Source organism: Acidobacteriaceae bacterium (assembly GCA_028283655.1).
Classification (GTDB): Bacteria; Acidobacteriota; Terriglobia; order Terriglobales; family Acidobacteriaceae; genus Granulicella.
In genome coordinates this window covers 2,470,292-2,492,658 of the sequence record JAPWKE010000003.1, presented here as the reverse complement: position 1 = coordinate 2,492,658, position 22,367 = coordinate 2,470,292, and the positions used below count along the sequence as shown (strand labels likewise).

Annotated in this window: 18 protein-coding genes; 7 read left to right on the top strand and 11 right to left on the bottom strand. The window is 58.1% G+C overall.

What is annotated here, in order from left to right:
• Positions 1-55 precede the first annotated feature (55 nt).
• Together PW792_13635 and PW792_13630 are read right to left on the bottom strand one after the other, a co-directional pair.
• Positions 56-511: a DUF3828 domain-containing protein gene (locus PW792_13635; protein MDE1162969.1), complete on the bottom strand. Its 456-nt coding sequence runs from the start codon at positions 509-511 to the stop codon at positions 56-58.
• Positions 508-2,487 carry an alpha-1,4-glucan--maltose-1-phosphate maltosyltransferase gene (locus tag PW792_13630; protein ID MDE1162968.1) on the bottom strand — a complete coding sequence of 660 codons (1,980 nt, stop codon included), beginning with the start codon at positions 2,485-2,487 and terminating at the stop codon, positions 508-510. The genes PW792_13635 and PW792_13630 overlap by 4 nt, the downstream gene beginning before the upstream one ends.
• A 170-nt stretch (positions 2,488-2,657) precedes the next feature.
• On the opposite strand from PW792_13630, the gene PW792_13625 reads away from it, so the two are divergent.
• From PW792_13625 to PW792_13605, 5 genes are all read left to right on the top strand, one after another.
• On the top strand, positions 2,658-4,532 hold the full coding sequence (locus PW792_13625; GenBank protein ID MDE1162967.1) for a glycoside hydrolase family 15 protein: 1,875 nt from the start codon (positions 2,658-2,660) through the stop codon (positions 4,530-4,532).
• Positions 4,533-4,653: 121 nt separating this feature from the next.
• Positions 4,654-5,709, top strand: coding sequence for an alpha-amylase family glycosyl hydrolase (locus PW792_13620; protein MDE1162966.1), 1,056 nt, complete (start codon positions 4,654-4,656; stop codon positions 5,707-5,709).
• On the top strand, positions 5,669-7,297 hold the full coding sequence (gene treY / locus PW792_13615) for a malto-oligosyltrehalose synthase (protein ID MDE1162965.1): 1,629 nt from the start codon (positions 5,669-5,671) through the stop codon (positions 7,295-7,297). Before PW792_13620 ends, treY begins: the two co-directional genes overlap by 41 nt.
• Positions 7,298-7,322: 25 nt before the next feature.
• Positions 7,323-9,101, top strand: coding sequence for a malto-oligosyltrehalose trehalohydrolase (gene treZ / locus PW792_13610; GenBank protein ID MDE1162964.1), 1,779 nt, complete (start codon positions 7,323-7,325; stop codon positions 9,099-9,101).
• A 25-nt stretch (positions 9,102-9,126) separates the two neighbouring features.
• Positions 9,127-9,672, top strand: coding sequence for an NUDIX hydrolase (locus tag PW792_13605; GenBank protein MDE1162963.1), 546 nt, complete (start codon positions 9,127-9,129; stop codon positions 9,670-9,672).
• An 84-nt stretch (positions 9,673-9,756) separates the two neighbouring features.
• Here the strand turns inward: PW792_13605 and PW792_13600 are convergent, their stop codons facing one another.
• The 3 genes from PW792_13600 to PW792_13590 form a co-directional block, all read right to left on the bottom strand.
• Complete coding sequence (locus tag PW792_13600) at positions 9,757-11,838, bottom strand: hypothetical protein (protein MDE1162962.1); 2,082 nt, start codon at positions 11,836-11,838, stop codon at positions 9,757-9,759.
• A 239-nt stretch (positions 11,839-12,077) separates the two neighbouring features.
• On the bottom strand, positions 12,078-13,304 hold the full coding sequence (locus tag PW792_13595) for a VWA domain-containing protein (GenBank protein MDE1162961.1): 1,227 nt from the start codon (positions 13,302-13,304) through the stop codon (positions 12,078-12,080).
• A 115-nt stretch (positions 13,305-13,419) separates the two neighbouring features.
• A complete protein-coding gene (locus PW792_13590) occupies positions 13,420-14,094 on the bottom strand; it encodes a methyltransferase domain-containing protein (protein MDE1162960.1) in 675 nt (224 codons plus the stop codon).
• Positions 14,095-14,205: 111 nt separating this feature from the next.
• Here PW792_13590 and PW792_13585 point away from each other — a divergent pair, with 111 nt between their 5' ends.
• On the top strand, positions 14,206-14,976 hold the full coding sequence (locus PW792_13585) for a BPL-N domain-containing protein (protein ID MDE1162959.1): 771 nt from the start codon (positions 14,206-14,208) through the stop codon (positions 14,974-14,976).
• An 80-nt stretch (positions 14,977-15,056) separates the two neighbouring features.
• Here the strand turns inward: PW792_13585 and PW792_13580 are convergent, their stop codons facing one another.
• The 5 genes from PW792_13580 to PW792_13560 all read right to left on the bottom strand — a co-directional run bounded on the left by PW792_13580 (position 15,057) and on the right by PW792_13560 (position 20,760).
• Complete coding sequence (locus tag PW792_13580; GenBank protein MDE1162958.1) at positions 15,057-15,749, bottom strand: hypothetical protein; 693 nt, start codon at positions 15,747-15,749, stop codon at positions 15,057-15,059.
• Positions 15,750-15,878: 129 nt separating this feature from the next.
• The gene (locus PW792_13575; protein MDE1162957.1) at positions 15,879-16,970 is read right to left on the bottom strand and encodes an alginate lyase family protein; all 1,092 of its coding nucleotides are present in this window, start codon (positions 16,968-16,970) and stop codon (positions 15,879-15,881) included.
• A gap of 12 nt (positions 16,971-16,982) precedes the next feature.
• On the bottom strand, positions 16,983-17,375 hold the full coding sequence (locus PW792_13570; protein MDE1162956.1) for a DUF779 domain-containing protein: 393 nt from the start codon (positions 17,373-17,375) through the stop codon (positions 16,983-16,985).
• Between the two features lie 69 nt (positions 17,376-17,444).
• Complete coding sequence (locus tag PW792_13565) at positions 17,445-18,968, bottom strand: aldehyde dehydrogenase family protein (GenBank protein MDE1162955.1); 1,524 nt, start codon at positions 18,966-18,968, stop codon at positions 17,445-17,447.
• A 226-nt stretch (positions 18,969-19,194) separates the two neighbouring features.
• Positions 19,195-20,760 (bottom strand): sigma 54-interacting transcriptional regulator, encoded by a 1,566-nt coding sequence (locus PW792_13560; GenBank protein ID MDE1162954.1) that lies wholly within the window; start codon positions 20,758-20,760, stop codon positions 19,195-19,197.
• 154 nt (positions 20,761-20,914) lie between these two features.
• Between PW792_13560 and PW792_13555 the strand changes: the two genes are divergently transcribed.
• Entirely contained in the window at positions 20,915-22,051 is a 1,137-nt protein-coding gene (locus PW792_13555; protein MDE1162953.1) for a mechanosensitive ion channel, read from the top strand.
• On the opposite strand, the gene PW792_13550 is transcribed toward PW792_13555, so the two are convergent.
• On the bottom strand, positions 22,048-22,356 hold the full coding sequence (locus tag PW792_13550) for a tetratricopeptide repeat protein (GenBank protein ID MDE1162952.1): 309 nt from the start codon (positions 22,354-22,356) through the stop codon (positions 22,048-22,050). The two genes, PW792_13555 and PW792_13550, sit on opposite strands and share 4 nt — an antisense overlap.
• Positions 22,357-22,367: the final 11 nt, after the last annotated feature.

Here is a 22,367-nt window from a genome sequence, read left to right as displayed (position 1 = left end):
TGCCTCTCCGTGCTGGACTCGCCTGTTTGGATGCGAAAAATATCCGCAATGATGGCTATTCTTTGCCAAGAAATTGGCGCAAGCTGGCGATCTTGTTCGTTTGTACGTCGTCGATCCGCCAGCCTTTTGGAGTTCGCCTGAGAAATAACGTTATGTTGCTACTGAAATTCGAATCCGAAAGATGCACTGTCACCTTCGACGTAGTGAACCCCGACATTGATATCGGCCCCAAGGCATATTTCAGCCCACCGGCATCCTGACAGGAACAAAGGGGGTCGAAGTCCAGCTTGCCGATGTTTCCTTTGCCTGCTCGTCGCTGATCGTCATGAAAGAGGTGAATAAGCGCTGGGGTGTAGACCTTTTCGTCTGGAAGAGGATCGTCTGCTTGGTCGTTCGAATCCCATGCATAGATTCCATCCACGAAATCGTGCACGGGAGCAGTATCTTGTGCTTTTAGAGGCCTTAGGCCGATCCCTAAAAGCACGATCACTGCACAGGAACGAAAAATCATCGCACAATCCTGAAGACGTGCGCCACCGCTTCCCATGGCCGTAGCGCCACGTAGTTGCGTTCTCCGTGCCATGTATAGCGAGCCCCTGTCAGCAGATCTTCCACTTCGAAGCTCTCCTGCGCCTGCAGCCCAAGTGCGTCAAGATCCAGTTCAATCATCGTGTTCTGTTCGTTGAAGCTGTCGAGGTTGACCACGGTCAGAATCGTGTCCGTGCCGTTTGACTTCGAATACGCCAGAATCTGTTCGTTCGGGTTGGCGTGGAAGACAAGGTTCTCATTCTTTTGCAGCGAAGCATGAGCGTGACGAATCTTGTTCAACCTGCGAATCAGCGGAGCGATCGAGATCGAAGACGCGCGATCCCACGACCGCAGTTGATACTTTTCGCTATCCAGGTACTCTTCGCTGCTGGTCTTACCTGCAGAAGGCTTTGCCGGGTGCCCTTCGCAAAGCTCATACGCCGGGCCGTAAATTCCCCAGTTTGCCGACAACGTAGCCGCCAGCACGGCGCGCAACTGGAACATCGCACGCCCGCCTGTCTGCAACTGCTCATGCAGAATGTCCGGCGTGTTCGGCCACACGTTGGGGCGGAAGAAGTCACGCACGGGCTCGTTGCAAATCTCAGTGAAGTACTCCGCCAGATCTGTCTTCGTGTTGCGCCATGTGAAGTAGGTGTACCCCTGCGTGTAACCGGCCTTCGCCAGCGAATACATCACGTGCGGCCGTGTAAACGCTTCGGCGAGGAAGAGTACCTCCGGGTGCTTGGCATGAACCTCTGCGATGCACCACTCCCAGAACGGCAACGCCTTGGTGTGTGGGTTGTCCACGCGGAAGACCTTCACACCGCGCTCGATCCAGAACTTGAAGACGCCGTAAAGCGCATCCCACAAGCCCTTCCAGTCCTTCGACTCGAAGTTCAGCGGGTAGATGTCCTGATACTTCTTCGGCGGGTTCTCCGCATATTGAATCGTTCCATCAGGCCGCAGAATGAACCACTCAGGATGCTCCGTCACCCACGGATGATCCGGCGCACATTGAAACGCGATATCGAGCGCAAGCTCCATGCCCTGCATCTGCGCTGCGTTTACCAGGTCGGCAAAGTCGCTCAGCGTGCCTAGCTCCGGCAGAATCGCCGTGTGGCCGCCTTCCTTCGAGCCCACCGCCCATGGGCTCCCTACCTCACCCGGCTCTGCTGTCACGGAGTTATTCTTGCCTTTGCGATACTGCACGCCGATAGGGTGGATCGGCGGCATGTACACGATGTCGAAGCCCATCGCCGCAATCTCAGGCAGACGCTCTTCCACATCCTTCAGCGTTCCATGACGTCCTTCGATAGGCGAGCACGAGCGCGGGAACAGCTCATACCAGGCGGAGAAGCGTGCACGTTCACGATCCACCCACACCGGTAGCTCCTCGTCATACTTCGTCGAATAGCTGAGGTCTGGATATTTCGCTGCGAGCTCCACGATCTCTGCCTTCATCGGCGACTCGTAGAAGGGCAGGTTCGACTCGGCCAGCGCTTCCAACTGCTTCGCCGTCATCTTTAGCTTCTTCGCATCTGCGCCTTTGGCCCGCGAGCCGGCAGCTTCAATGTGGTTCGCACCAATACGCAACGCCAGCGGGATATCCTGCCCACCTGCTCCCTGCGCTGCCAACCGCTTCTCGAGATCGCTCACCCATGTGTCCACGTGGTCGACCCAGGCCTCAATCGTGAAGCTCCACGCGCCTATTGCATCGACGGGGAACTCGCCCTCCCAGTAATCGTTGGGCAGAGACGTCAGCGGAGCCGACCGCCACTTGCGTTCATTCACAGGCTTGTACAGAATCCTGGCGGCCACATGATCATGACCATCGGAAAAAGCGGCGCAACGGACCTTTACCACGTCGCCGAGAACACGCTTTACCGGATATCGTCCAGCATCTACACTCGGTTGCACTTCTTCAATCACTACGCGGCGGCGGCCTTCGGTCGGTTTCATCCTCAAATCCTTTTCCAGTAGATCTTTCTTTAGGTGAGATGCAACTCAGCGCACAAACGCAGGCCTCTCGGTTGCATCCAAACTAACAGCAGCTCGCAATCAAGCGATTAACGTACACCTGTATGCCACCTGCAGCTGAACAGGTTAGAGAAAAGCAGGATGGAGGCAACTTGTTCGGTTTCGGTCGCAAACACACCCAGGACGCACCGCATCTGCACGGCGCACGCATTGAAGATTACGCCATCATCGGGGACCTGCAAACCGCGGCCCTCGTCAGCAAGCAAGGCTCCATCGATTGGCTCTGCTGGCCTACATTTTCTTCACCCGCCTGCTTCGCCTCACTACTCGGCACCGCTGACAACGGTTTCTGGAAGGTCTATCCGCTCTGCGGTGAAAACGAGCCAGTAGTAGCCTCCCGTCGATACGTCCCTTGCACCAACATCCTCGAATCGACCTTCCGCACAAAGGATGGAGAGGTCTGTGTCACAGACTTTATGCCGCCGCGCGGGAAGTACTCCGACATCATCCGTATCGTTACCGGCGTGCGCGGCAAGGTGAAGATGCGGATGGACCTCAAGATCCGCTTCGACTACGGCCTCACCGTGCCGTGGGTCACCATGCATAACCATGAGCTCCGCGCCGTCGCCGGACCAAACATGGTGGTGCTCCGCGCCGTCTGCGACAGAGGCGTGACCGCCACATTGCGTGGCGATGATGACACGATGGCCACGGTCAGCGAGTTCACGGTTCGCGAAGGTGATCGTGTCTGCTTCGCCATGACCTATGCCCCTTCGACCGATGAATTGCCCCCGGCAATACACATCGACAAAGAACTTCAGGACACGAAGAATTTCTGGGAGAAATGGATAGCTCCGCTCAAGTACGAGGGGATCTATCGCGAGCAGGTTGAGCGAAGTCTTGTCACGCTGAAGTCGCTGACCTATGAGCCGACTGGCGGCATGGTAGCCGCCGTAACAACGAGTCTCCCTGAGCAAATCGGCGGGGGACGCAACTGGGACTACCGCTACTGCTGGCTTCGCGATACTGCCTTCACCTTGCTCACGCTGCTGAACGCAGGCTTTACGGAAGAGGCCATGAGCTGGCGCAAATGGTTGCTACGCGCTGTGGCCGGCTCACCGGAACAGTTGCAGGTGCTCTACAGCATTCATGGCGAGCGCCGTCTGGAGGAGACCTCTCTAAGCTGGTTGCCGGGCTATGAAAACTCCTCGCCCGTCCGTGTTGGCAACGCTGCCTCCGGGCAGTTCCAACTCGACGTCTTTGGCGAAGTGGTCCTCGCGATGAGTCGTCTGCCAGATGCTGTCGATGATCTTCGCACGCCGTCCAATGACGTCATGGCCTCCATCGTCGATCGTGTCTGCAAGGTGTGGGATCAGCCCGACGAAGGCATCTGGGAAGTTCGCAGCGGACGTCAGCACTTCGTGCATTCAAAGGCGATGGCATGGCTCGCGCTGGATCTCGCTATCGAGCATCACGAGCGTTACGACGGTAAGGGCGATGTAAAACGCTGGCGCAAGAACCGCGACATGCTGCATAAAGAAATTTGCGAACGCGGCTTCAACAAGAGGCTCAACAGTTTCACGCAAACCTACGATGGCGACACCATCGATGCATCGCTGCTGCGTCTCGCCTTCATTCGCTTCCTTCCTCTCGATGATCCCCGCATCATCGGCACTGTGCACGCTGTAGAGAACACACTCATGCGCGATGGCCTTGTGGAACGGTATGACACAAGCCGCTCGCCCGACGGTTTGAGCGGAAGCGAAGGCACGTTTCTGGCCTGCAGTTTCTGGCTCGTCACAGGCCTTTGCCTTATCGGGGAAAGCGAGAAGGCTCGACCGCTCTTCGAGCGTTTGTTAGCCTTGTGCAATGATTTAGGCCTTTTGTCGGAAGAGTACGATCCGCGCGCCAAGCGTATGCTGGGGAACTTCCCGCAAGCGTTGTCGCACATCGCACTCGTACACGCAGCCTTTACATTGTCTGGGAAGTGGGCTCCGCGCATGGTCAGGGAAGGTGTCCTGAAGTAGTCGCGAGGCAACCTCAACCCACCACTGAGGACTCTAACCCAATAGACCCGCTGCCATTGCAGCTCCCCGAAAGAGAGCGCCGCGCTTCTGTGTGGCCGTAACAGCCCTATAGGAGAGAGATTTGCCGCGCGTCCCTGCATCTACATATCGTTTGCAGTTCCACAAAGAATTTACCTTCGACGATGCTTCTGCGATCGCTGATTACCTGAAGGCTCTGGGTGTTTCGCACGTCTATGCGTCGCCCTATCTTCAAGCCGCGCCCGGCTCCATGCATGGCTATGACGTAGTCGATCATCGCCGTATCAATGAAGAGGTTGGTGGAGAGCAAGGCCACGAACGTTTCTGTAAGAAGCTTGCCGATCTGGACCTTGGTCAGATTCTCGATATCGTTCCGAACCACATGAGTCTCGCTGAGCAGAACCGCTACTGGTGGGACGTGTTGGAGAACGGAACAAACAGCCGTTACGCAAGCTTCTTCGACATCGATTGGAACTCTTCTGAAGAGAGACTTCGCGACAAGGTGCTCGTGCCGATCCTCGGTGATCAGTACGGTCGTGTGCTGCGTGATGGCGGCGTCAAAATTGTTCGCAACGGGGCGAACTTCACGGTAGAAGCCTCCAGTCAGGCGCTCCCCGTTGCACCACAAACGCTCGCGCCTCTTCTCTCTCGTGCAGCGGACTACGCAAAGAGCGACACACTCAGCTTTCTCGCCGCAAGCTTCGCGCGCCTTCCGCAGGCTGAGTTCTGGGACCGCCGCTTGATCCTTGCGCGGCATCGTGATCGCAATGTGTTGTTGAAGCTGCTGGAACGCCTCTGCGCGGAAGAGGATGCAGCGTGCCACGCCATCGATCGCACGGTGAAGGAGTTCAACGCCAACGTCGATGACCTCGACACGTTCTTATCGGCGCAGAACTATCGCCTCTCATACTGGAAGGCTGCAGATCAGCAGCTCGGTTATCGTCGCTTCTTCGACGTCAACACCTTGATCGGTCTGCGCGTGGAGCGCGACCACGTCTTTGATGAAACCCATGCGCTCATCGTGAAATGGCTGAAGTCTGGCACGCTCGACGGTGTCCGCATCGATCATCCCGATGGCCTTCGCGATCCATTGAGCTACTTCCAGCGCTTGCGCAGCTTTGCCTCCGGACGCCTGGATCATCGGCGAAAAAATTCTTGAACCCGGTGAGTGGCTTCGCGCGGAGTGGCCCATTCAGGGCACCAGCGGTTACGACTTCCTCAATGTCATCATGGGAACGTTGCTCGACAGCCAGGGTCTCAAAGAGCTCGGTGGCCACTATGCCGCGTTCACTGGCGATAACGTGCCGTTCCCCACGATGGCGCACGATAAGAAGCTTGCCGTTACGCAGGAGGCTCTGGGCAGCGATGTCAACCGACTCGCAAACCTCTTCGTTCACATCTGCGAATCGAACCGCGAGTATCGTGATTTCACCCGCGCAGAGTGCCGCCGAGCAGTGCGCGAAGTTGCCGCCTGCTTCTCCATCTATCGCACCTACGTTGTGCCGGAGCGCAACGAGATCTGCGATGAAGATCGCGACCGCATCACGAAGGCCGTGCAATGCGCGAAGGATAATCGGCTCGACATTGATCCTTCGCTCTTCGACTTCATGCAGGCTGTTCTCACGCTGGAGGTCACGGGCAAGAACGAAACAGAGTTCGTCTATCGCTTCCAGCAGTTCACCAGCCCCGTCATGGCAAAGGGTGTGGAGGACACGACCTTCTACTGCTCCAACCGCCTCACCGCGATGAACGAAGTCGGCGGAGACCCGGACTGCACGGGCTTCTCACTCGACGAGTTTCACGGCTATCAACTCGAGATGCAGCGCACCTTCCCAACGACGATGACTACGCTGGGAACGCACGACACCAAGCGCAGTGACGATGTACGTGCGCGTCTGATGGTGCTCTCCGAAATCCCCGATGCGTTTGCCGATGCCGTGAAATCCTGGCGTTCTATCGGCTCGAAGTACCGGGGTGCCGAAGTCGATGGTGGAACCGAGTGGTTTCTCTTCCAGACCCTCGTAGGCGCATGGCCCATCGACTCCGAGCGCCTGCGCAACTATATGCAGAAGGCGATGCGCGAAGCCAAGGCTCGTACAACATGGGTAAACAACAACGTCGAGTACGAGAAATCGGTCTCCGAGTACATCGATGCCTTGCTCGCTGACGAAGTCTTCGTTCACTCTCTCGAAAGTTTTGTGAATGTGGTTCTCCTGCCCGGCCGCATCAACTCACTAGCTCAAACGCTGGCGAAGTGTACTGTGCCTGGCGTGCCTGATCTTTACCAGGGCGGCGAGCTTTGGGACCTTTCGCTGGTGGATCCTGACAACCGTCGCCCGGTGGACTATCAACAACGCGCACAACTGTTAGCAGAATTGAGCTCCCTTAGTGCGGCTGACGTGATGGCGCGTATGGACGAGGGTTTGCCCAAGTTGTGGGTGCTGCATCACGCACTCACATTGCGCCGCGAGCGTCCGGAGTGGTTCGGTGAGCAGGGTGACTATGTTCCTTTACGCGCGAAGGGTGTGAAGGCAGAGCATGTGCTTGCATTCTGCCGTGCTGGCCAAGTGGTCTCCGTAATGCCGCGATGCTCTCTGCGTCTCGCTGCCGACTGGGGTGAGAGCTCGCTCATATTGCCTGGAGGGAAGTGGCTGAACCGTCTCACGGGCGAAACGTGGAACGGCGGCGCTGTCCCGATGAAGAGTTTGCTGGCTGAGTTCCCGCTGGCCTTGCTGACGCGCGCGTAGCGTGCACAACCGAAGGAGAACGTGAATGCATAAGTTCGGAGTGTGGGCTCCCAGAGCAACGAAGATGCAGTTGAAGATGGGCGAGAAAGCGATGCCCATGACCGGCCCCAATCGGCGTGGCTGGTGGAACCTGGAAGCCAACTGCGAGTGCGGCGATCTCTATGCGTACCTCGTCGACGATGACACCACGCCGTACCCTGACCCGCGTTCGTTGCGCCAGCCGCAGGGCGTTCACGGCCCCTCGGAGCTCTACGACCACAGCAGGTTCGAGTGGCACGATCAGCTCTGGCGCGGCTCTCCTAAGTCCGGCGCCATCATCTACGAGATGCACGTCGGCACCTTCAGCGAGGAGGGCACATTCGACTCCGCTATCCAGCGTCTGGACTACCTCGCAGAACTCGGCGTTACGCATCTAGAACTCTTGCCCGTTGCAGGCTTCGCAGGCGATCGCGGCTGGGGATACGACGGTGTCGCTCTCTTCGCCACACATGAGGCCTACGGTGGCCCCGATGGTCTCAAGCGCTTTGTGGATGCGGCCCACGCTAAGGGGCTGAGCGTCATCCTTGATGTGGTCTACAACCACTTCGGCCCGGTAGGGAACTACACCAACAAGTTTGGTCCCTACCTGACAAACAGCCACAAGACTCCTTGGGGAGACGCGGTCAATTTGGACGAAGGCGGCTCCGATGAAGTGCGTCGCTTCTTCTGTGACAACGCTCTGATGTGGCTGAAGGATTACCACATCGACGGCCTGCGTTTCGACGCCGTACACGCGTTCATTGATCTTTCTGCCGTTCACTTCATGGAGCAGCTTTCTGTCGAAGTCGAGCGCCTGGGGGCCACGCTCGGCCGCGAGTTTTATCTCATCGCCGAAAGCGATCTCAACGATCCGCGCGTCGTTCGCCCCAGGGAAGCACAGGGTTACGGCATGGATTCGCAGTGGAGTGATGACTTCCATCACTCGCTCTTCACGCTGCTGTATACCAACCCCAAGGAAGCGGGCTACTACGCGGACTTCGGCTCGATGGCCGATCTTCACAAGGCACTGAAGCACGCGTTCGTCTACGATGGCCAATACTCCGGCTATCGAATGCGTCGGCACGGTCGGCCTGTTGAAGCACTCAGCGCGCATCACTTTGTTCACTTCGACCAGAACCACGACCAGATCGGCAATCGCGCTTTCGGCGAGCGAATTGAGCACCTCTGCGGCATGGACGCAGCCAAGGTTGCCGTCGGTATTACGCTCATGGCTCCGTATGTCCCCATGCTCTTCATGGGGCAGGAGTGGGCTGCAAGCTCACCCTTCCTCTACTTCGCAGACCATGATGATGAGGATATGCGCCGCGCCGTCTCCGAAGGCCGCAAGAATGACTTTGCAGCCTTTGGCTTCGGCGACGATGTTCCCAACCCTGAGGACATGAAGACCTTCAACGACTCCAAGCTGATCTGGAGCGAGATCGATAAGGACAAGCACGCAGAGATGTTGTCCTGGGTGAAGTCGCTGATCAGGATGCGTCGGAACTCGGTCTGCCTGAACGATGGCAACATGCACCACCTGCGCGTTTCTTCTGACGATGCTCGCAGGCTCCTCACGATGCAGCGTGATGCTGTACGCATCATGGCGAACCTTGGCACAACGGAGTGGTCGATCGACCTTCTCAAAGGCGAGCAACTCTGCCTGTCGTCACGAGCCGAGCTTGCCCCGAAGAGCAATAGCCTGACACTGCCGCCGATGACACTGATCGTGCTCGAGTCCTCTGCGGAAGATGTGGAGAATCGTGAGGTCGAACCGCGCCCGGCTTGAGATACTGTCCTCGCAGGAGGTGCAGATGATCAAGACGATCAGTAGCCGCGAGGTCTATCGCAACGCATGGTGTTCGATGCGCGAAGACATCATCGAACGGCCAGATGGAACGCGCGGAATCTATGGAGTGATGGACAAACACCACGCCTGCATCGTTGTGCCGATCGAGCACACCGATGCAGGCAATTTTGTCTGGCTTGTGCGGCAGTACCGCTACACCGTGGGCGAGTCGTTCTATGAACTGCCCCAGGGCGGTTGGGAGAGCGACGATATCGTGCCCGAAGAACTAGCGCGCGGAGAGCTTCGCGAAGAGACTGGCATGTCGGCCGAGACGATGACGCACCTTGGCGACAACTGGATCGCCTACGGTGCGATGCGACAACTGCACTCGGTCTATCTCGCGGAGGGGCTCGTCGCTGGCGATACTGACCGCGATGTAGAAGAGTTCGACATGACCGTACACCGCGTCGCTGTGAGTGACTTTGAAGCGATGATGCTCGACGGCCGTGTGATGGACAACTGCACTCTCGCCGCATGGTGCATGTATCGGCTGTGGCGGGAGCGCTCATAAGGCAGTGCGAGCAGAGATACGAGTTCTGCAAAAGCAAAACGCCCTGCCGAAGCAGGGCGTTTTGTGTTGGTCGGAGAGATTCGCTTACGGACGCGAACCAATCTTCTGGTAGGAACGCTGTCCCCAGGCAGGAGCAGCGGTGCCGATGATTTGAACGATGTTGCCATTTGCGAGAGTAGCGCTGGGATTGGAGATCCACAGGCTGCCGGTTGCGTCGACTTCAGCGTTGCGCGATGCTGCCACGCGCTGACCGGTCGTGATGCAGGCCGTACCCGAGTTGCCAGTGCAGGGAACCATGTAGACGAAGTTATGGGTTCCCGGGAAGTACTGGTAAACAACGTTCTGGCCGTTGTCCGGGAGGAAGATATCGCCATCTCCATCCTGGGCATGGAAGCGAGAACCGGTCGAGGTCTTGGTTACGCCAGATCCCGCACCGCCGGGGCCGCTGATGGTGTAGGTGGCCGAAGCCGAGGTCGCACTGGGAGCAATGGTGTACAGAGTGGTCAAGCCATTGAGCCAAGCATTGCCCGAGGCATCAAAGGAGATGCCGTAAGCCGAACTGGTTGCGCCGCCCGTTGCCAGAACAGGTGCAGACAGGGCCGGGGTTGACGATGTGGAGGTGTTCTGAAGGTAAGAAGCCTGCACATTGGAGGTGTTGTAGTTGGAGTTCCAGACGCTGCCGTCTGCGGCAACGGTAATGTACTCCGGCGTAGCTTGCGTTTCCGAAGCCACCGCGGTAAAGGTAGTACCCGTGGGCGACTTTTCGAAGACGTTGCTGCCGGTTACCAGTGCAGACGTTGCATAGACATTGTTGTACTTGTCCACGGCTGCCGAGTTTGCTGCGGTCGACAGCGGAATGGTGCTTACAACGGAACCATCTGCAGCGTTGATCTGATACACATTGCTGTTGGAGCCGGAGGTGTTTGCCAGCCAGATATTGCCCACAGTGTCCACACCTGCTTCGCAGGGAGAAGCCGCAGCACAGGCAGCGGCTGAAATCACTGCGCCCTCATAGCTGGCGCCACCGTAGGGGCTCATCGCGTCCACATGCGTGTGACCAGCTCCGCTGCTTGCTGCCTGGGTGATGGTGTACGTTGTGTCGTTGATGTCCGTCACGGTGTAGAAGCCGTACTGGTAGTTCGTTCCGCTGACCGGACCTGCATACGCAATTGCGAGCGAGTAGTCAGACGGCGCTGCTGCCAGGTTCGGCGTGTAGAACACGAAACCGCTCTGGCGATCGAAAACCGCAGATACGTTTGCGGGCGTCAGCGTCGGGTACTTCGCCAGGTTGAGAACAGCCTGAAGAGTGTTGCTCGGCGTTACCGGTGCTGTCGTCGAGGTGGAGGGAGGCGTCGTTGCCGTAAACAGAAGACCGCAGGGTGACGTGTCGCCTGCCGTGCCACCAGCAGAGTTTACGCAGGACATCAGAACATTGCCCAGCGTATTGATCAGCAGCGTCGGAACCGTGGACGAGGTATTGCCGGGAACAGTGGTGTACGCGGTGCCCGTGGGTGTGCTGGAGCCGTCCGCCGAAACCGCGTTCACCAGATTCAGCGCGTTCAGGAAGGCGTGGCGCAAACCGGCTGCCGTGCAGGTGGACTCACCTGTGGTCGAGTTCACGGTGCAGTTGCCTGTTGCCGCATTGTTGGTCGACGGAGCCGAGACGTAAACCGTGCCATCGCTGCCAATGCTCATGAAGTTGCTGAGAGCATAGCCGGCTGCCACGGTGGTCAACTCATTGATGTAAATGCTGGTGCTCGTGGAGATACCCGAGCAGTCTCCCAGCGCGGCCATCAAAAGAATATTGGGGTTCGACGCGGACTGGGCTAAACCAGGGTTGCCGCCCTGTACGGTAATGTACGCCTGCTGGCCTGTGGGGCAAACCGCGGCTGAAGATCCGAAATTGAAGAAGCCGAACTGGTCGGTCGTCGTCGTTGCCAGCACTGTACCGCCGGTTGCGTAAGCAGCCGTGGTCGTTGCGTAGAGGGTTACTGTAGCGCCTGCGTCGCCTTGCGGTCCGCCATGCACAATGCCACCCAGGTTGCTCAGGGAGTTAGGAGTTGCCACCGAGGACATGCCCATGCCACAGCCCGTCAAAGCGACGGCGAGCGAACATAAGCCAAGAGCGGAGAGAGAGCGTAAAGTGCGTGTTGCAGAGAGATACATCAAGAGCCTCCGGGAATTTGTGCGGATGGCTTCAGAAGCAATACGTGCAGCCCCTGCATGAAGACACCGCGCGCCACAGTAACAGCAATAAAGACTGGTTGAAACGCTTATGCTACCTGATATTGATGCAAGGAATGACGCTCAAGTACATGATTAGCAAGGAAATAAATATCGCTTTACGATGAAGCTGGATTTACTTTGATCGTGCTTCCAATATCTGTTCCAACGTGGCTGGCGGACTAGTTGATATGCTTCGCTCGGCGGCTCATGAAATCCATCAGCAGGTAATTGCCCAGCGTCTGTGGAGTCGTGAAGTAGGCTTTGCCCTTGCACATCGCCGAAACCTGCCGCACGAACTGCACCAGCGGATAATCATCCGTCAGCATGAACGTGTTGATCATGATGTTTGCCCGTTTGCAGCGGTTCACTTCTTCAAGCGTCTCGGCGATCACGATCGGGTCCAACCCAAATGCATTCTTGTAGATGCGACCATCATCGAGCGTCAGCGCCGACGGCTTGCCGTCGGTAATCATCACAATCTGCTTCATGTCCTTCGACGAGCGCTTCAGAATTCGCTGCGCCACACGCAGACCCTCGCGGGTGTTTGTGTAGTGTGGCCCCACCTTCACGCGCGGAAGCTCCTGAATCGGAATATGCTCAGCCGAGTCATGGAAGAGCACCAGGTCAATCGAGTCGCCTGGATATTGCGTGCGAATCAGGTGTGACAGAGCCATCGCCACGCGCTTGGCAGGCGTAAAGCGGTCTTCGCCGTACAGAATCATCGAGTGCGAGCAGTCCAGCAGCACAACCGTCGCACAGCTTGAGTAGAAGTCCGACTGGTGGACGTGGAGATCGCTGTACTCCAGGTTCAGCTTGCCGTCTGCGGGCATCCCTTCGCGCGCAAACACGCTGTTCAGCGTCGACGTAATGTCGAGGTTCAACGAGTCGCCAAAGTCATACGGCTTGGACGAACCGTTGGTCTCCACACCGGCAGCCTCGTAAAGCGTGGAGTGGCGTCCAGCCGAAGCTTTGCCCAGCGGGCCCAGCAACTCTCGCAGTGCCTTATAGCCGAGGAAGTCCATCCCCTTGTCCGTCACTTCGAACTTTGAGGATTCACCCTCACCGGTTTCGCCCTTGCCTTGCGCATCGCTGGGGTCTTCAGCGGAGAGGTACGCCTCATCCTTCATGCGCTGAATAATCTTGTCGACGAGTTCGTCCTTGCCTTCGTCCGGCAACTGGTCGTACTGGTCCTGGGAGTCTTCGTCGAGCAGCTCGCCGGAGTCCAACTGTTGCTTGATCGCATCCCGCAGGTTCTCCATCGTCTGTTCGCCATCATTGGCAAACGGAGAAAACGGGTCCTGAAAACCGGAGTCGAGCAGGAAGTCGGAGAGCGACTGCATGAGGTCCTCGAGGTCGAAGCTCGTGGACAGGTCACCATTGAAGCGGGTATAGCGTGTCAGTTTCATGCGGTGGGCGTCCTCTCTGCTCTGCTTATAAGGATAAGACGCTTTCGCCGCTATGAGGATTCTTTGGGCCAGAGGGCATTTCCTGACCTCAATCTGGCCCTAAAGAATCTGGCCGTTAGGGGCGAATTCCGGTCATTACCGCAAACGAGTTGTCCTTATGCCAGCAATCGACGTCCGCAAAGCCCGCTGCCGCGATCCAGCCAAGCTGCTCAGCCACCGGCGAACGTCGGTCCTCCTGTTGGCGGAAGAGCGAGTCGCTGATCTGCTGCTCGGTCGCCCCGTCCTCGCGAATCGCGGCTAGCCACCGCTGCTGATAGATCTCTTCAGCCTCAGGCGTGGGCCCGGCGATGTGGTCGGCGTTCACAAAAACTCCCCCAGGGCGCAGCGCCGCGAGAATACGAGGCAGCAACGCCTGCTTTGCGTCGTCCTCCAGATGATGGATGGAGAGAGCCGAAACAATAGCGTCCGCATCCGTGGGCAGGGCCTCGGTGCTGTAATCCGCGAGCACATAGTGCACACGCGGCGACTCACCCAGCCGCTTCTTCGCCAGTTCCAGCATGTTCGTCGAAAAATCCACGAGGTAAAGCTCTGCGTTCGGGAACGCCGCGTACAGCATGGCGGAGAAGAGCCCGGAGCCTGCGCCGAGATCGACAATCGTGAGCGCCTCGCCAGGAACCAGCGCCAGCGCGGCGGCATAAAAACGCTCATAGCCCGGGATCAGCTTCATCCGGTCGTGATCATAGGTGGCGGCGGTAGCTTCGAAGACGCTGCGAGTATTGTTCGTGCTCATGTCTTAAGCATAAGAAACGTCAATCGAATTTGCGATAGTTATAAACATTTTCGATGCCGACATGGGCTGCAAAACAGCGTAGCGTAAGAGCAGATTTTCAAGCAGGGAGAGATGTCTTTGAAGAAGCTGTTGGTAGCGGCGGTATTGATGTGTGTCTGTGTGGGCGGAGCCGTAGCGCAGGACGTTCCTGCGAAGAAGCCTGTGCCGATTCGCATCGCGGTGTATGACGACAAGGGAAGCCCGCGCACCCCGCGCGACTTTGAGCGCGTCTTCGGCAGCGATCCTGAGCATTATCAGTTGACCAACGTAACGGCTGAGCAGATCCGCGCCGGCGCGCTGAAGGACTTCGACGTTATCGTGCAGGGCGGTGGTGGTTCGAAGGCGCAGGCTGCGCAGCTCGAACCCGCAGGTCGCGAAGAAATTCGCAAGTTTGTGCGTGGTGGCGGCGGTTACCTCGGCATCTGCGCCGGAGCGTACCTCGCTGCAGCAGATAAGGACTACCAGCTGAAGATTCTGAACGCTCAGGTCGTGGACCGCGAGCATTGGGCGCGTGGCCGTGGTGATGTCGAACTCGGCTTCACGAAGGAAGGCAAGCAGCAGATTGGCGAGAAGAACGACAAGCCCATCGTGATGTATCACCAGGGCCCGTTGCTGGCTCCGTACGATGACAAGAGCCTGCCGCCGTACACCACTGTCGCAACGTTCGATAGCGAAGTCGCTCTGAAGGGCGCTCCGCACGGCGTGATGATCGGCACCACGGCCCTGGCAAGCGGCACGTTCGGCGATGGTCGTGTCTTCGTCATCTCGCCTCACCCTGAGCAGTCGTTCGGACACGAAGACATGGTGCGCGGCGCAGTCGAGTGGGTCGCCAAGCGGCGATAACGTTCACGCAGCCAAAGAGAAAAGGCCCGGTCGTCGCACTCGCGATACCGGGCCTTTCTCGTTTCTGGCAACGTGCGCCATCAAGGATGATGCTGCGCCCACACGGTCAACCTTTGCCCAAAAGAGCTTCGCGTCGCTACGTCCATCACTGGCTGCGAGCCCACGAAGATCAATCCGCCGATCATGGTTACGAGCAGCGGACGCCTCCACGTGAAAAGGTCGAAGACAAAGATCGCGACAATCATCCCCAGTGGAATCAGCCCGATCAGTGCAGAGTGATGCTGCATGAACACAATGCGGGAAAGTGGCGGAGGCATCAGCATTGTGCTTGCGATGAGGATGAGCCGCTTGTGAACTTTGCGGTTATTGCGCTGCCAGATCGCCACGGCCACAAACGCGCCGAAGAGAATCATGCCGATGACGTTGTCGATAAGAAACGACGCTGGTGTGAAGAACGGCGGTACCGTTGCACCGCGGCGCAATGTACCAAACGGAGCCATCACGCCAAATACAACCATTAGTCCGGCGATCACCGCACCCAGCACGCCAAGCTTTCGATGGAGCCGGATGTTGTTCGCTGCAACAAGCCATGACTGGATCGGGAGCAGGATGATCCACGCCGAAAACACCGCGCCATGCAGATGAACCAGCAGGCTCGGAAGATGAGCAAAGACTGCGCCTTTGAGGAAGTAGCTCGGCGCAAAGCCAACGACTACGATGAGCAGCATGAGGACGGACAGGCTGGTGAAGAAAATATCATCAGCACGCTTCATTACCGGACGCGCAACCACAGTGACCATGGTGTCTCGCAGTCTTTTCTGAATTGTGAGGCGGAAGCTAAGTCCCATATTAGCTTTTATTTACGGATTCAATGTAAATAATTTCCAGCCTGTCCGTGCCTTCTATTTGGTGGTGAAAAGCAGCATGTCGCCGCCGCTGCGGGAGGTGAACGAGGGTTCGGCCGCAGCCTTGACGATGGCCGTGGACAAGCCTTGCGTACCAAACCGCGTCACGTAAAACGCCATCACAGCAAGGTCGCCGTTCCTGAAGCCCATCTTCTGCGGATCGCTCGTATAAGGCTTCACCAGCGAAGGATCATCGACTGCCTTGCCGAGGAAAACTACGGCGTCGCGAATGCTGCGTCCATTCGCGGAGTAGGTGAAGAGGTCGTCACCCTGTCGGCTGGCAAGCTGAGCAATAATCATCAGCGGTTGCAGTGCGAACGCCTGATAGTGGATCGCGTTCTCATGCCGCGCCATCTCCTTCGGGAACGCGCCACGTTCGTCGATATCAGCAACAGCCTGCTTGTAGGTGGTCACACCAAAGTCATAAAGCTTCTTGTCCTTGGCCACAATGCCTACGCTCATCGCAGCCTGTCCGCGCCAGTAATGGTGATTGTTGTTGTCCTTGCCCGGACGCTCAAAGCTGACCAGCTTATTCGTCGCTTTATCAAGCCACGCAGTCACCCGTTGCACCGCAGCTGGATCGAGCTTCGGATCGTTCACGAGCACGGTCATCGCAACGCCTACTGAAGCCAATGTCCACTCGCTCTGGTACCAGGCCTGCGAGCTGTCCGTCGGATCGTAATTCAGCAGTGCATCGCCTTTGGCCCAGGCATCCAGTTGCTCCAGCGCGCAGTTGGCCTCGGCTTGATCGCCGGTGGCGAGGTAGCGATTCATCCCTGCGGTTACGCGCGATTCAAAGTGGATGTAAGTCTCAGTAGCTGCATGCTCCGCGGGGTTCGTCGGGCCGCTCGATCCGTTCAGATAGTGATGCGGAATCTCCATACGGCCAATCGGCGAAGGAATCAGCGACGTCGCCGAGCAGTGATAAAGCTTGGCCAGCACGGGCGCAAGCTCTGCATGACGTGCAAGCACTGCAGGCTGCTTCGCCACGTCGACAAGGGAGGCCTTGCTATTGATCGCGTGGGCGGTGGAAGCGGTAACGGCTAGAGTGGCGAGGAGAGCAGCGATTCGCATGTTGTCGATCAGCATACTCCTCGTACGTTAGATTCGCCCGGCGTTGCGCAGTGCTGCAATCTCTTCCTCGCGAAACACTCGCGAGCGAATCAGGAAGCGCAACTCCTCCGGGTTCTCCAGCGAGAACATTCCTCCGCGCCCCGGCACAACATCGACGGTAAGCTGCGTATGCTTCCAGTACTCAAACTGCGGCGCGGAGATATAGAACGGAGTGCCTTCCTCCAGTGTGCCTAGCAGCACATCGTGATCGCCCACAAGAAACTCTTGCCGCGGATAGCACATCGGCGAAGAGCCATCGCAGCATCCGCCTGACTGATGAAACAGCACAGGCCCATGTTGCGTGATGAGTTTGCGCAGCAGTGCACTCGCAGCAGGCGTCATCTGCACTTGAATCGGAACCTCAATCGCGCAATCGCTCATAAGCTTTGACCTTTAACGTTGGGGGCTGGAGACGCACTCGGCTCCTCCAGCCCTGTCCTGCGTTGCGCTCTAGAAGAAGCCGAGCTTGTTCGGGCTATAGCTGACGAGCATGTTCTTCGTCTGCTGATAATGCTCGAGCATCATCTTGTGGTTTTCACGCCCGATGCCCGACTGCTTATATCCGCCAAACGCTGCGTGCGCAGGGTAGGCGTGATAACAGTTCGTCCATACGCGACCGGCCTGAATCTCATGACCGAAGCGATACGCGCGGTTGATGTCGCGCGTCCACACACCTGCACCCAGCCCATAGAGCGTGTCGTTGGCAATCGCGAGTGCTTCCTCTTCATCCTTGAACGTCGTCACCGAAACCACCGGCCCAAAGATCTCTTCCTGGAAGACGCGCATCTTGTTGTTGCCTTCAAAGATCGTCGGTTGCACATAAAAGCCCTTTGCCAATTGGCCTTCCAGCACATTGCGTGCGCCGCCGGTCAGCACCTTCGCACCCTCCTGCTTGCCGATATCGATGTAAGAAAGAATCTTCTCCATCTGCTCTGAAGATGCCTGCGCACCAATCATCGTGACCTTGTCCAGCGGCGATCCCTGCTTGATTGCTTCGACGCGTTTGATCGCCCGCTCCATAAAACGCTCATAAACAGACTGCTGAATCAGCGCACGCGAAGGGCAGGTGCAAACTTCGCCCTGGTTCAACGCAAACATCGCAAAGCCTTCAAGCGCTTTGTCGAAGAACGCATCATCTTCATTCAACACGTCGGCGAAGAAGATGTTCGGGCTTTTGCCGCCAAGCTCCAGCGTTACGGGGATAATGTTCTGCGAGGCATACTGCATGATCAGTCTGCCCGTCGTCGTTTCGCCGGTGAATGCGATCTTGCGAATGCGCGGATTGGAGGCGAGCGGCTTGCCTGCTTCCAGGCCAAAACCGTTCACAATGTTCAGCACTCCCGCAGGCAGAATGTCTTCAATCAGCCCCATCAGCACAAGGATCGAAAGCGGCGTCTGCTCTGCTGGCTTCAGCACAACGGCGTTGCCTGCAGCCAGCGCAGGTGCAAGCTTCCACGTCGCCATCAGAATCGGAAAGTTCCACGGAATGATCTGGCCGACCACGCCCAGCGGTTCATGGAAGTGATACGCGACCGTATCGTTGTCGATCTCGGAGATGCCGCCTTCCTGTGCGCGAATGCAGCCCGCGAAATAGCGGAAGTGGTCAATCGCTAGCGGGATATCGGCCGCCATCGTCTCGCGAATCGGCTTGCCATTGTCCCAGGTTTCGACGGTCGCAATCAGCTCTAGATTGTCTTCCATGCGCTGGGCGATCCGCTCCAGCGTACGCGCACGGTCTGCGACAGAGGTGCGTCCCCATGCGGGTGCGGCGGCGTGGGCTGCATCCAGTGCCAGTTCTATGTCCTGCGCGTCGGAGCGTGCAATCTGGCAGAGAACTTCGCCGGTGACCGGCGTGACGTTATCGAAGTACCGACCAGCTTTTGGCGCAGCCCAACGACCACCGATGTAGTTGTCGTAGCGCTCGCGAAGTCCGGGAATGCTTTGTGCGGGGGAGGGAATCGATGCGGTTGCCATGATGCTGACGTGCTCCTTTGCCAAACGTATGCGCGTCGCGAAACCGGCTCGTTTCCCGGCGTGCGCCACGAATATACGCCTGCAAAACAACACTTGTCCGCGAGAGGAATGTAAAGATTCTGTCGAAGCTCTCTTTTGATCGTCGTCTGGAAATAGAGCATCTTGAAACGCAAAAGAGGCAGCCCTGGGCCGCCTCTTTGCGTTTTTGTTCCGTGGTGGAAACGGTCTAGTTGAAGCCCCGGCGCGTCCGGTTGAACGCCTTCTCCTGCTCGCGTTCGCGCAGCCGCTCTGCAGCTTGCGACGCATCCTCGTTCCGACGCTTCTTCTCGCCCGCTGTAAACGTACGGCCCTCCGAGCGCGAAATCTTCTTGTGCGCCGTCAGCCCTTCCAGTAGGAACTCCGCAGCGGACACAAGGTGTTCGCTCGGCGAACGCTGCTTCAGCTTCAGCGGACCCAGCTTATCGAACAGCCCCTGAATCTCCTGCATCGACTTATGCACCGAAGCTGCAGACTGCTTGTCGTTCAACTCGATTTGCCCACCCAGGTTGAACCACTGCTCAATCTGCTGCGTGTTCATGTCCGTGAAGTAGCTGTCATACGTCGCCGCGACAGACTGGCGGATGATATCTCGGATCACCTGATCCGCGCCCTTCATCTCGCCTTCGTACTCCAACTCGATCTTGCCCGTAATGCCCGGCAGCGCAGCGAAGATGTCGCCCACTCGCGGCACCACCAGCGACTCGCCATGCAGCAGCGCACGGCGCTCCGCATTCGACACCACCAGCTCCATCACAGAGATTGGTAGACGCTGCGAAACACCCGACCGCTTGTCGACCTTCTTGTCGTCGCGTGCGGAGAACGCAATGCCTTCCACGATCTGGCGGATGTAGAACGGAATCTCGATGTTCGAGATCGCCTCTTCGCCCGGCGCATAGGTGCGTGCCGTCCACGCCTCCTGCTCGGTGATCGAGATCGCCTCATCGAGCGACTCAGGATAGTGCGTGCGGATCTCCGAGCCGATACGGTCCTTCAGCGGCGTCACAATCTTGCCGCGCGCCGTGTAATCCTCCGGGTTGGCGGAGAACACGATCGCCACATCAAGCTCCAGGCGAACCGGGTAGCCCTTAATCTGGACGTCGCCTTCCTGCATGATGTTGAAGAGCGAAACCTGAATCTTGCCGGCGAGATCGGGCACTTCATTGATCGCGAAGATGCCGCGGTTCGCACGCGGCAGAAGGCCGTAGTGCATCGTTAGCTCGCTGCCCAGCTCATGGCCGCTGCGCGCCGCCTTGATCGGGTCCACGTCACCGATCAGATCGGCAACCGTCACGTCCGGAGTGGCCAGCTTTTCAATGTAGCGGTCGTTCGGCGTCATCCATGCGATCGGCGTATCGTCGCCCAGCGAAGCAATCAGGTCGCGCGAGAACTTGCTCAGCGGCTGGTACGGGTTATCGCGCAGCTCACTGCCTGCAACATACGGCACCTGCGCATCGAGCAGCGTCGTCAGCGAGCGCAGAATGCGCGACTTCGCCTGCCCACGCAGTCCCAGCAGAATGAAGTTGTGGCGCGACAGCAGCGCGTTCACCACTTGCGGAACGACCGTGTCGTCATAGCCGACGATGCCGGGGAAAAGTGATTCACCAGCCTTTTTGCCGCCCGGCGCAGTCTCGCGCAGACGCACAATCAGGTTGTCGCGAAGCTCGTCCTTTACGCTGCGGTTGACGCGTTCGGGCGTAAATCGAGGATCGAGCTTCAGTTGGCCGAGTGTGGAAGGAAAGGCAGTCTGCGACATAGCTAAAAGTATAGATGTCCCAACTTTGGCAGAAGGTTCAGGCAGCTGTTCGCCCCGTAAAGGCTTCTAACCGTGAAGCGACACTTTGCGGCTCGTGCAGTGGGTACGGGCGCGCTCTCGGAAGCCATAACCGAATAAAGAAGAGGAGTTGTGAATGCTAGGAATTCACTCCCCGCACCGCTGGTATCTGGTGGTGTTTGTCTTCTGCGCGGCCATCGTGCTGGCCAACGTAGTGCACTATGTTCTCTTCCGCCTGCTACGGCGGAAAGAAGCCCAGACCGTAGGCCTGGGGCTCGGCATCCAGAAAAACCTCGGACGTCCGGCTCGAGCGATCTTTCTGCTTACTTGCGTCTCCGTCACCCTGCCGCTCATCCCCGGGCTGTCAGATAAAGTTGATACCACCGTTCACCACTGGCTTCTGATGGCGATCGTCGCCAGCCTCGGTTGGTTCGCGGTCGGCTGCGTCTACGTGGGGGAGGGCCTCTTCCTCCGCAAGTACGACCTCAACGCTGAGAACAATATGCGTGCGCGCCGTGTGCATACGCAGTTCCACGTCTTCCGCCGCATGGCCATCGGCATGGTGATCGTGCTCACCGCGGGCGCTCTGCTCTGGACGTTCAACGACCCGCGTATCTGGCAGTACGGCTCGGGCCTTCTGGCCTCCGCCGGAGTCGCTTCTTTGCTGCTCGCCACCGCCGCCAAGTCGAGTGCCTCGAACTTCCTCGCTGGCATGCAGATCGCCCTCAGCGAACCCATCCGCCTCGATGACGTCGTCGTCGTGCAGGGCGAGTGGGGCAAGATCGAAGAGATCACCACCACCTACGTCGTCATCAAAATCTGGGATCTGCGCCGTCTGATCGTGCCGCTCAGCTGGTTCATCGAAAACTCGTTCGTGAACTGGACGCGCGAAAGCTCAGACATCATGGGCACATCGTTTCTCTATGTCGATTACGCTGTTCCGGTCGACGACCTTCGCGCCGAACTCGACCGCATCGTCAAGCCGCATCCGCTCTGGGACGGCAAGGTGCTCGGCCTGCAGGTAACAAACCTCTCCGAACGCACCATGGAGGTCCGCTGCCTCATGAGCTCCACCGACTCCGGCAAGAACTTCGACCTGCGCTGCGACGTCCGCGAGAAGATGATTCACTTCATCCGCGAAAAGTACCCCGAAGCCTTCCCGACGACACGCATCCTGCCCACCAGCGATTTCGTACTGAAAGAGGGCTCAGCCCACGCTCCTCAACTTCCAGGCGAAATCTCGGGCCAAACGGGCTTCAGTCAGAAGGTCTAGCTCAACTCATCCAGCATCGCGCCAAGCTCGCTCTGCGCATGGGCGTTGCCCGTGCGCGCGGCAGCGGCCAACCCGGCCTCGACCCGAGCCTTCGCCTCATCCGTCTGCCCCAGCTTCAGCAGAAGCTGCGCAGACATCTGGTACGCCGGAACATAGTCCGGGTTCTGCTCCGTCGTCGCCACATACGCGGCCAGCGCCTCGTCATTGCGCCCTTCGGCGGCCAGCGCCATGGCGAGTCCATAGCGGGCAAAGCTGTCGGCGGGGTTCATGTTCACGATTTCGGTCAGCGCGGCAATACGGTCCATCTCTCTATTGT

Excerpts from the sequence above, each read along its gene's own strand:
- PW792_13630 (MDE1162968.1), bottom strand. The coding sequence starts at position 2,487 with ATGAAACCGACCGAAGGCCGCCGCCGCGTAGTGATTGAAGAAGTGCAA.
- PW792_13585 (MDE1162959.1), top strand. The coding sequence starts at position 14,206 with ATGTCTTTGAAGAAGCTGTTGGTAGCGGCGGTATTGATGTGTGTCTGT.
- PW792_13600 (MDE1162962.1), bottom strand. The coding sequence starts at position 11,838 with ATGTATCTCTCTGCAACACGCACTTTACGCTCTCTCTCCGCTCTTGGC.
- PW792_13555 (MDE1162953.1), top strand. The coding sequence starts at position 20,915 with ATGCTAGGAATTCACTCCCCGCACCGCTGGTATCTGGTGGTGTTTGTC.
- PW792_13590 (MDE1162960.1), bottom strand. The coding sequence starts at position 14,094 with ATGAGCACGAACAATACTCGCAGCGTCTTCGAAGCTACCGCCGCCACC.
- PW792_13575 (MDE1162957.1), bottom strand. The coding sequence starts at position 16,970 with ATGCTGATCGACAACATGCGAATCGCTGCTCTCCTCGCCACTCTAGCC.
- PW792_13635 (MDE1162969.1), bottom strand. The coding sequence starts at position 511 with ATGATTTTTCGTTCCTGTGCAGTGATCGTGCTTTTAGGGATCGGCCTA.
- PW792_13570 (MDE1162956.1), bottom strand. The coding sequence starts at position 17,375 with ATGAGCGATTGCGCGATTGAGGTTCCGATTCAAGTGCAGATGACGCCT.
- PW792_13580 (MDE1162958.1), bottom strand. The coding sequence starts at position 15,749 with ATGAAGCGTGCTGATGATATTTTCTTCACCAGCCTGTCCGTCCTCATG.
- PW792_13565 (MDE1162955.1), bottom strand. The coding sequence starts at position 18,968 with ATGGCAACCGCATCGATTCCCTCCCCCGCACAAAGCATTCCCGGACTT.
- PW792_13595 (MDE1162961.1), bottom strand. The coding sequence starts at position 13,304 with ATGAAACTGACACGCTATACCCGCTTCAATGGTGACCTGTCCACGAGC.
- treZ (MDE1162964.1), top strand. The coding sequence starts at position 7,323 with ATGCATAAGTTCGGAGTGTGGGCTCCCAGAGCAACGAAGATGCAGTTG.
- PW792_13550 (MDE1162952.1), bottom strand. The coding sequence starts at position 22,356 with ATGGACCGTATTGCCGCGCTGACCGAAATCGTGAACATGAACCCCGCC.
- PW792_13605 (MDE1162963.1), top strand. The coding sequence starts at position 9,127 with ATGATCAAGACGATCAGTAGCCGCGAGGTCTATCGCAACGCATGGTGT.
- PW792_13560 (MDE1162954.1), bottom strand. The coding sequence starts at position 20,760 with ATGTCGCAGACTGCCTTTCCTTCCACACTCGGCCAACTGAAGCTCGAT.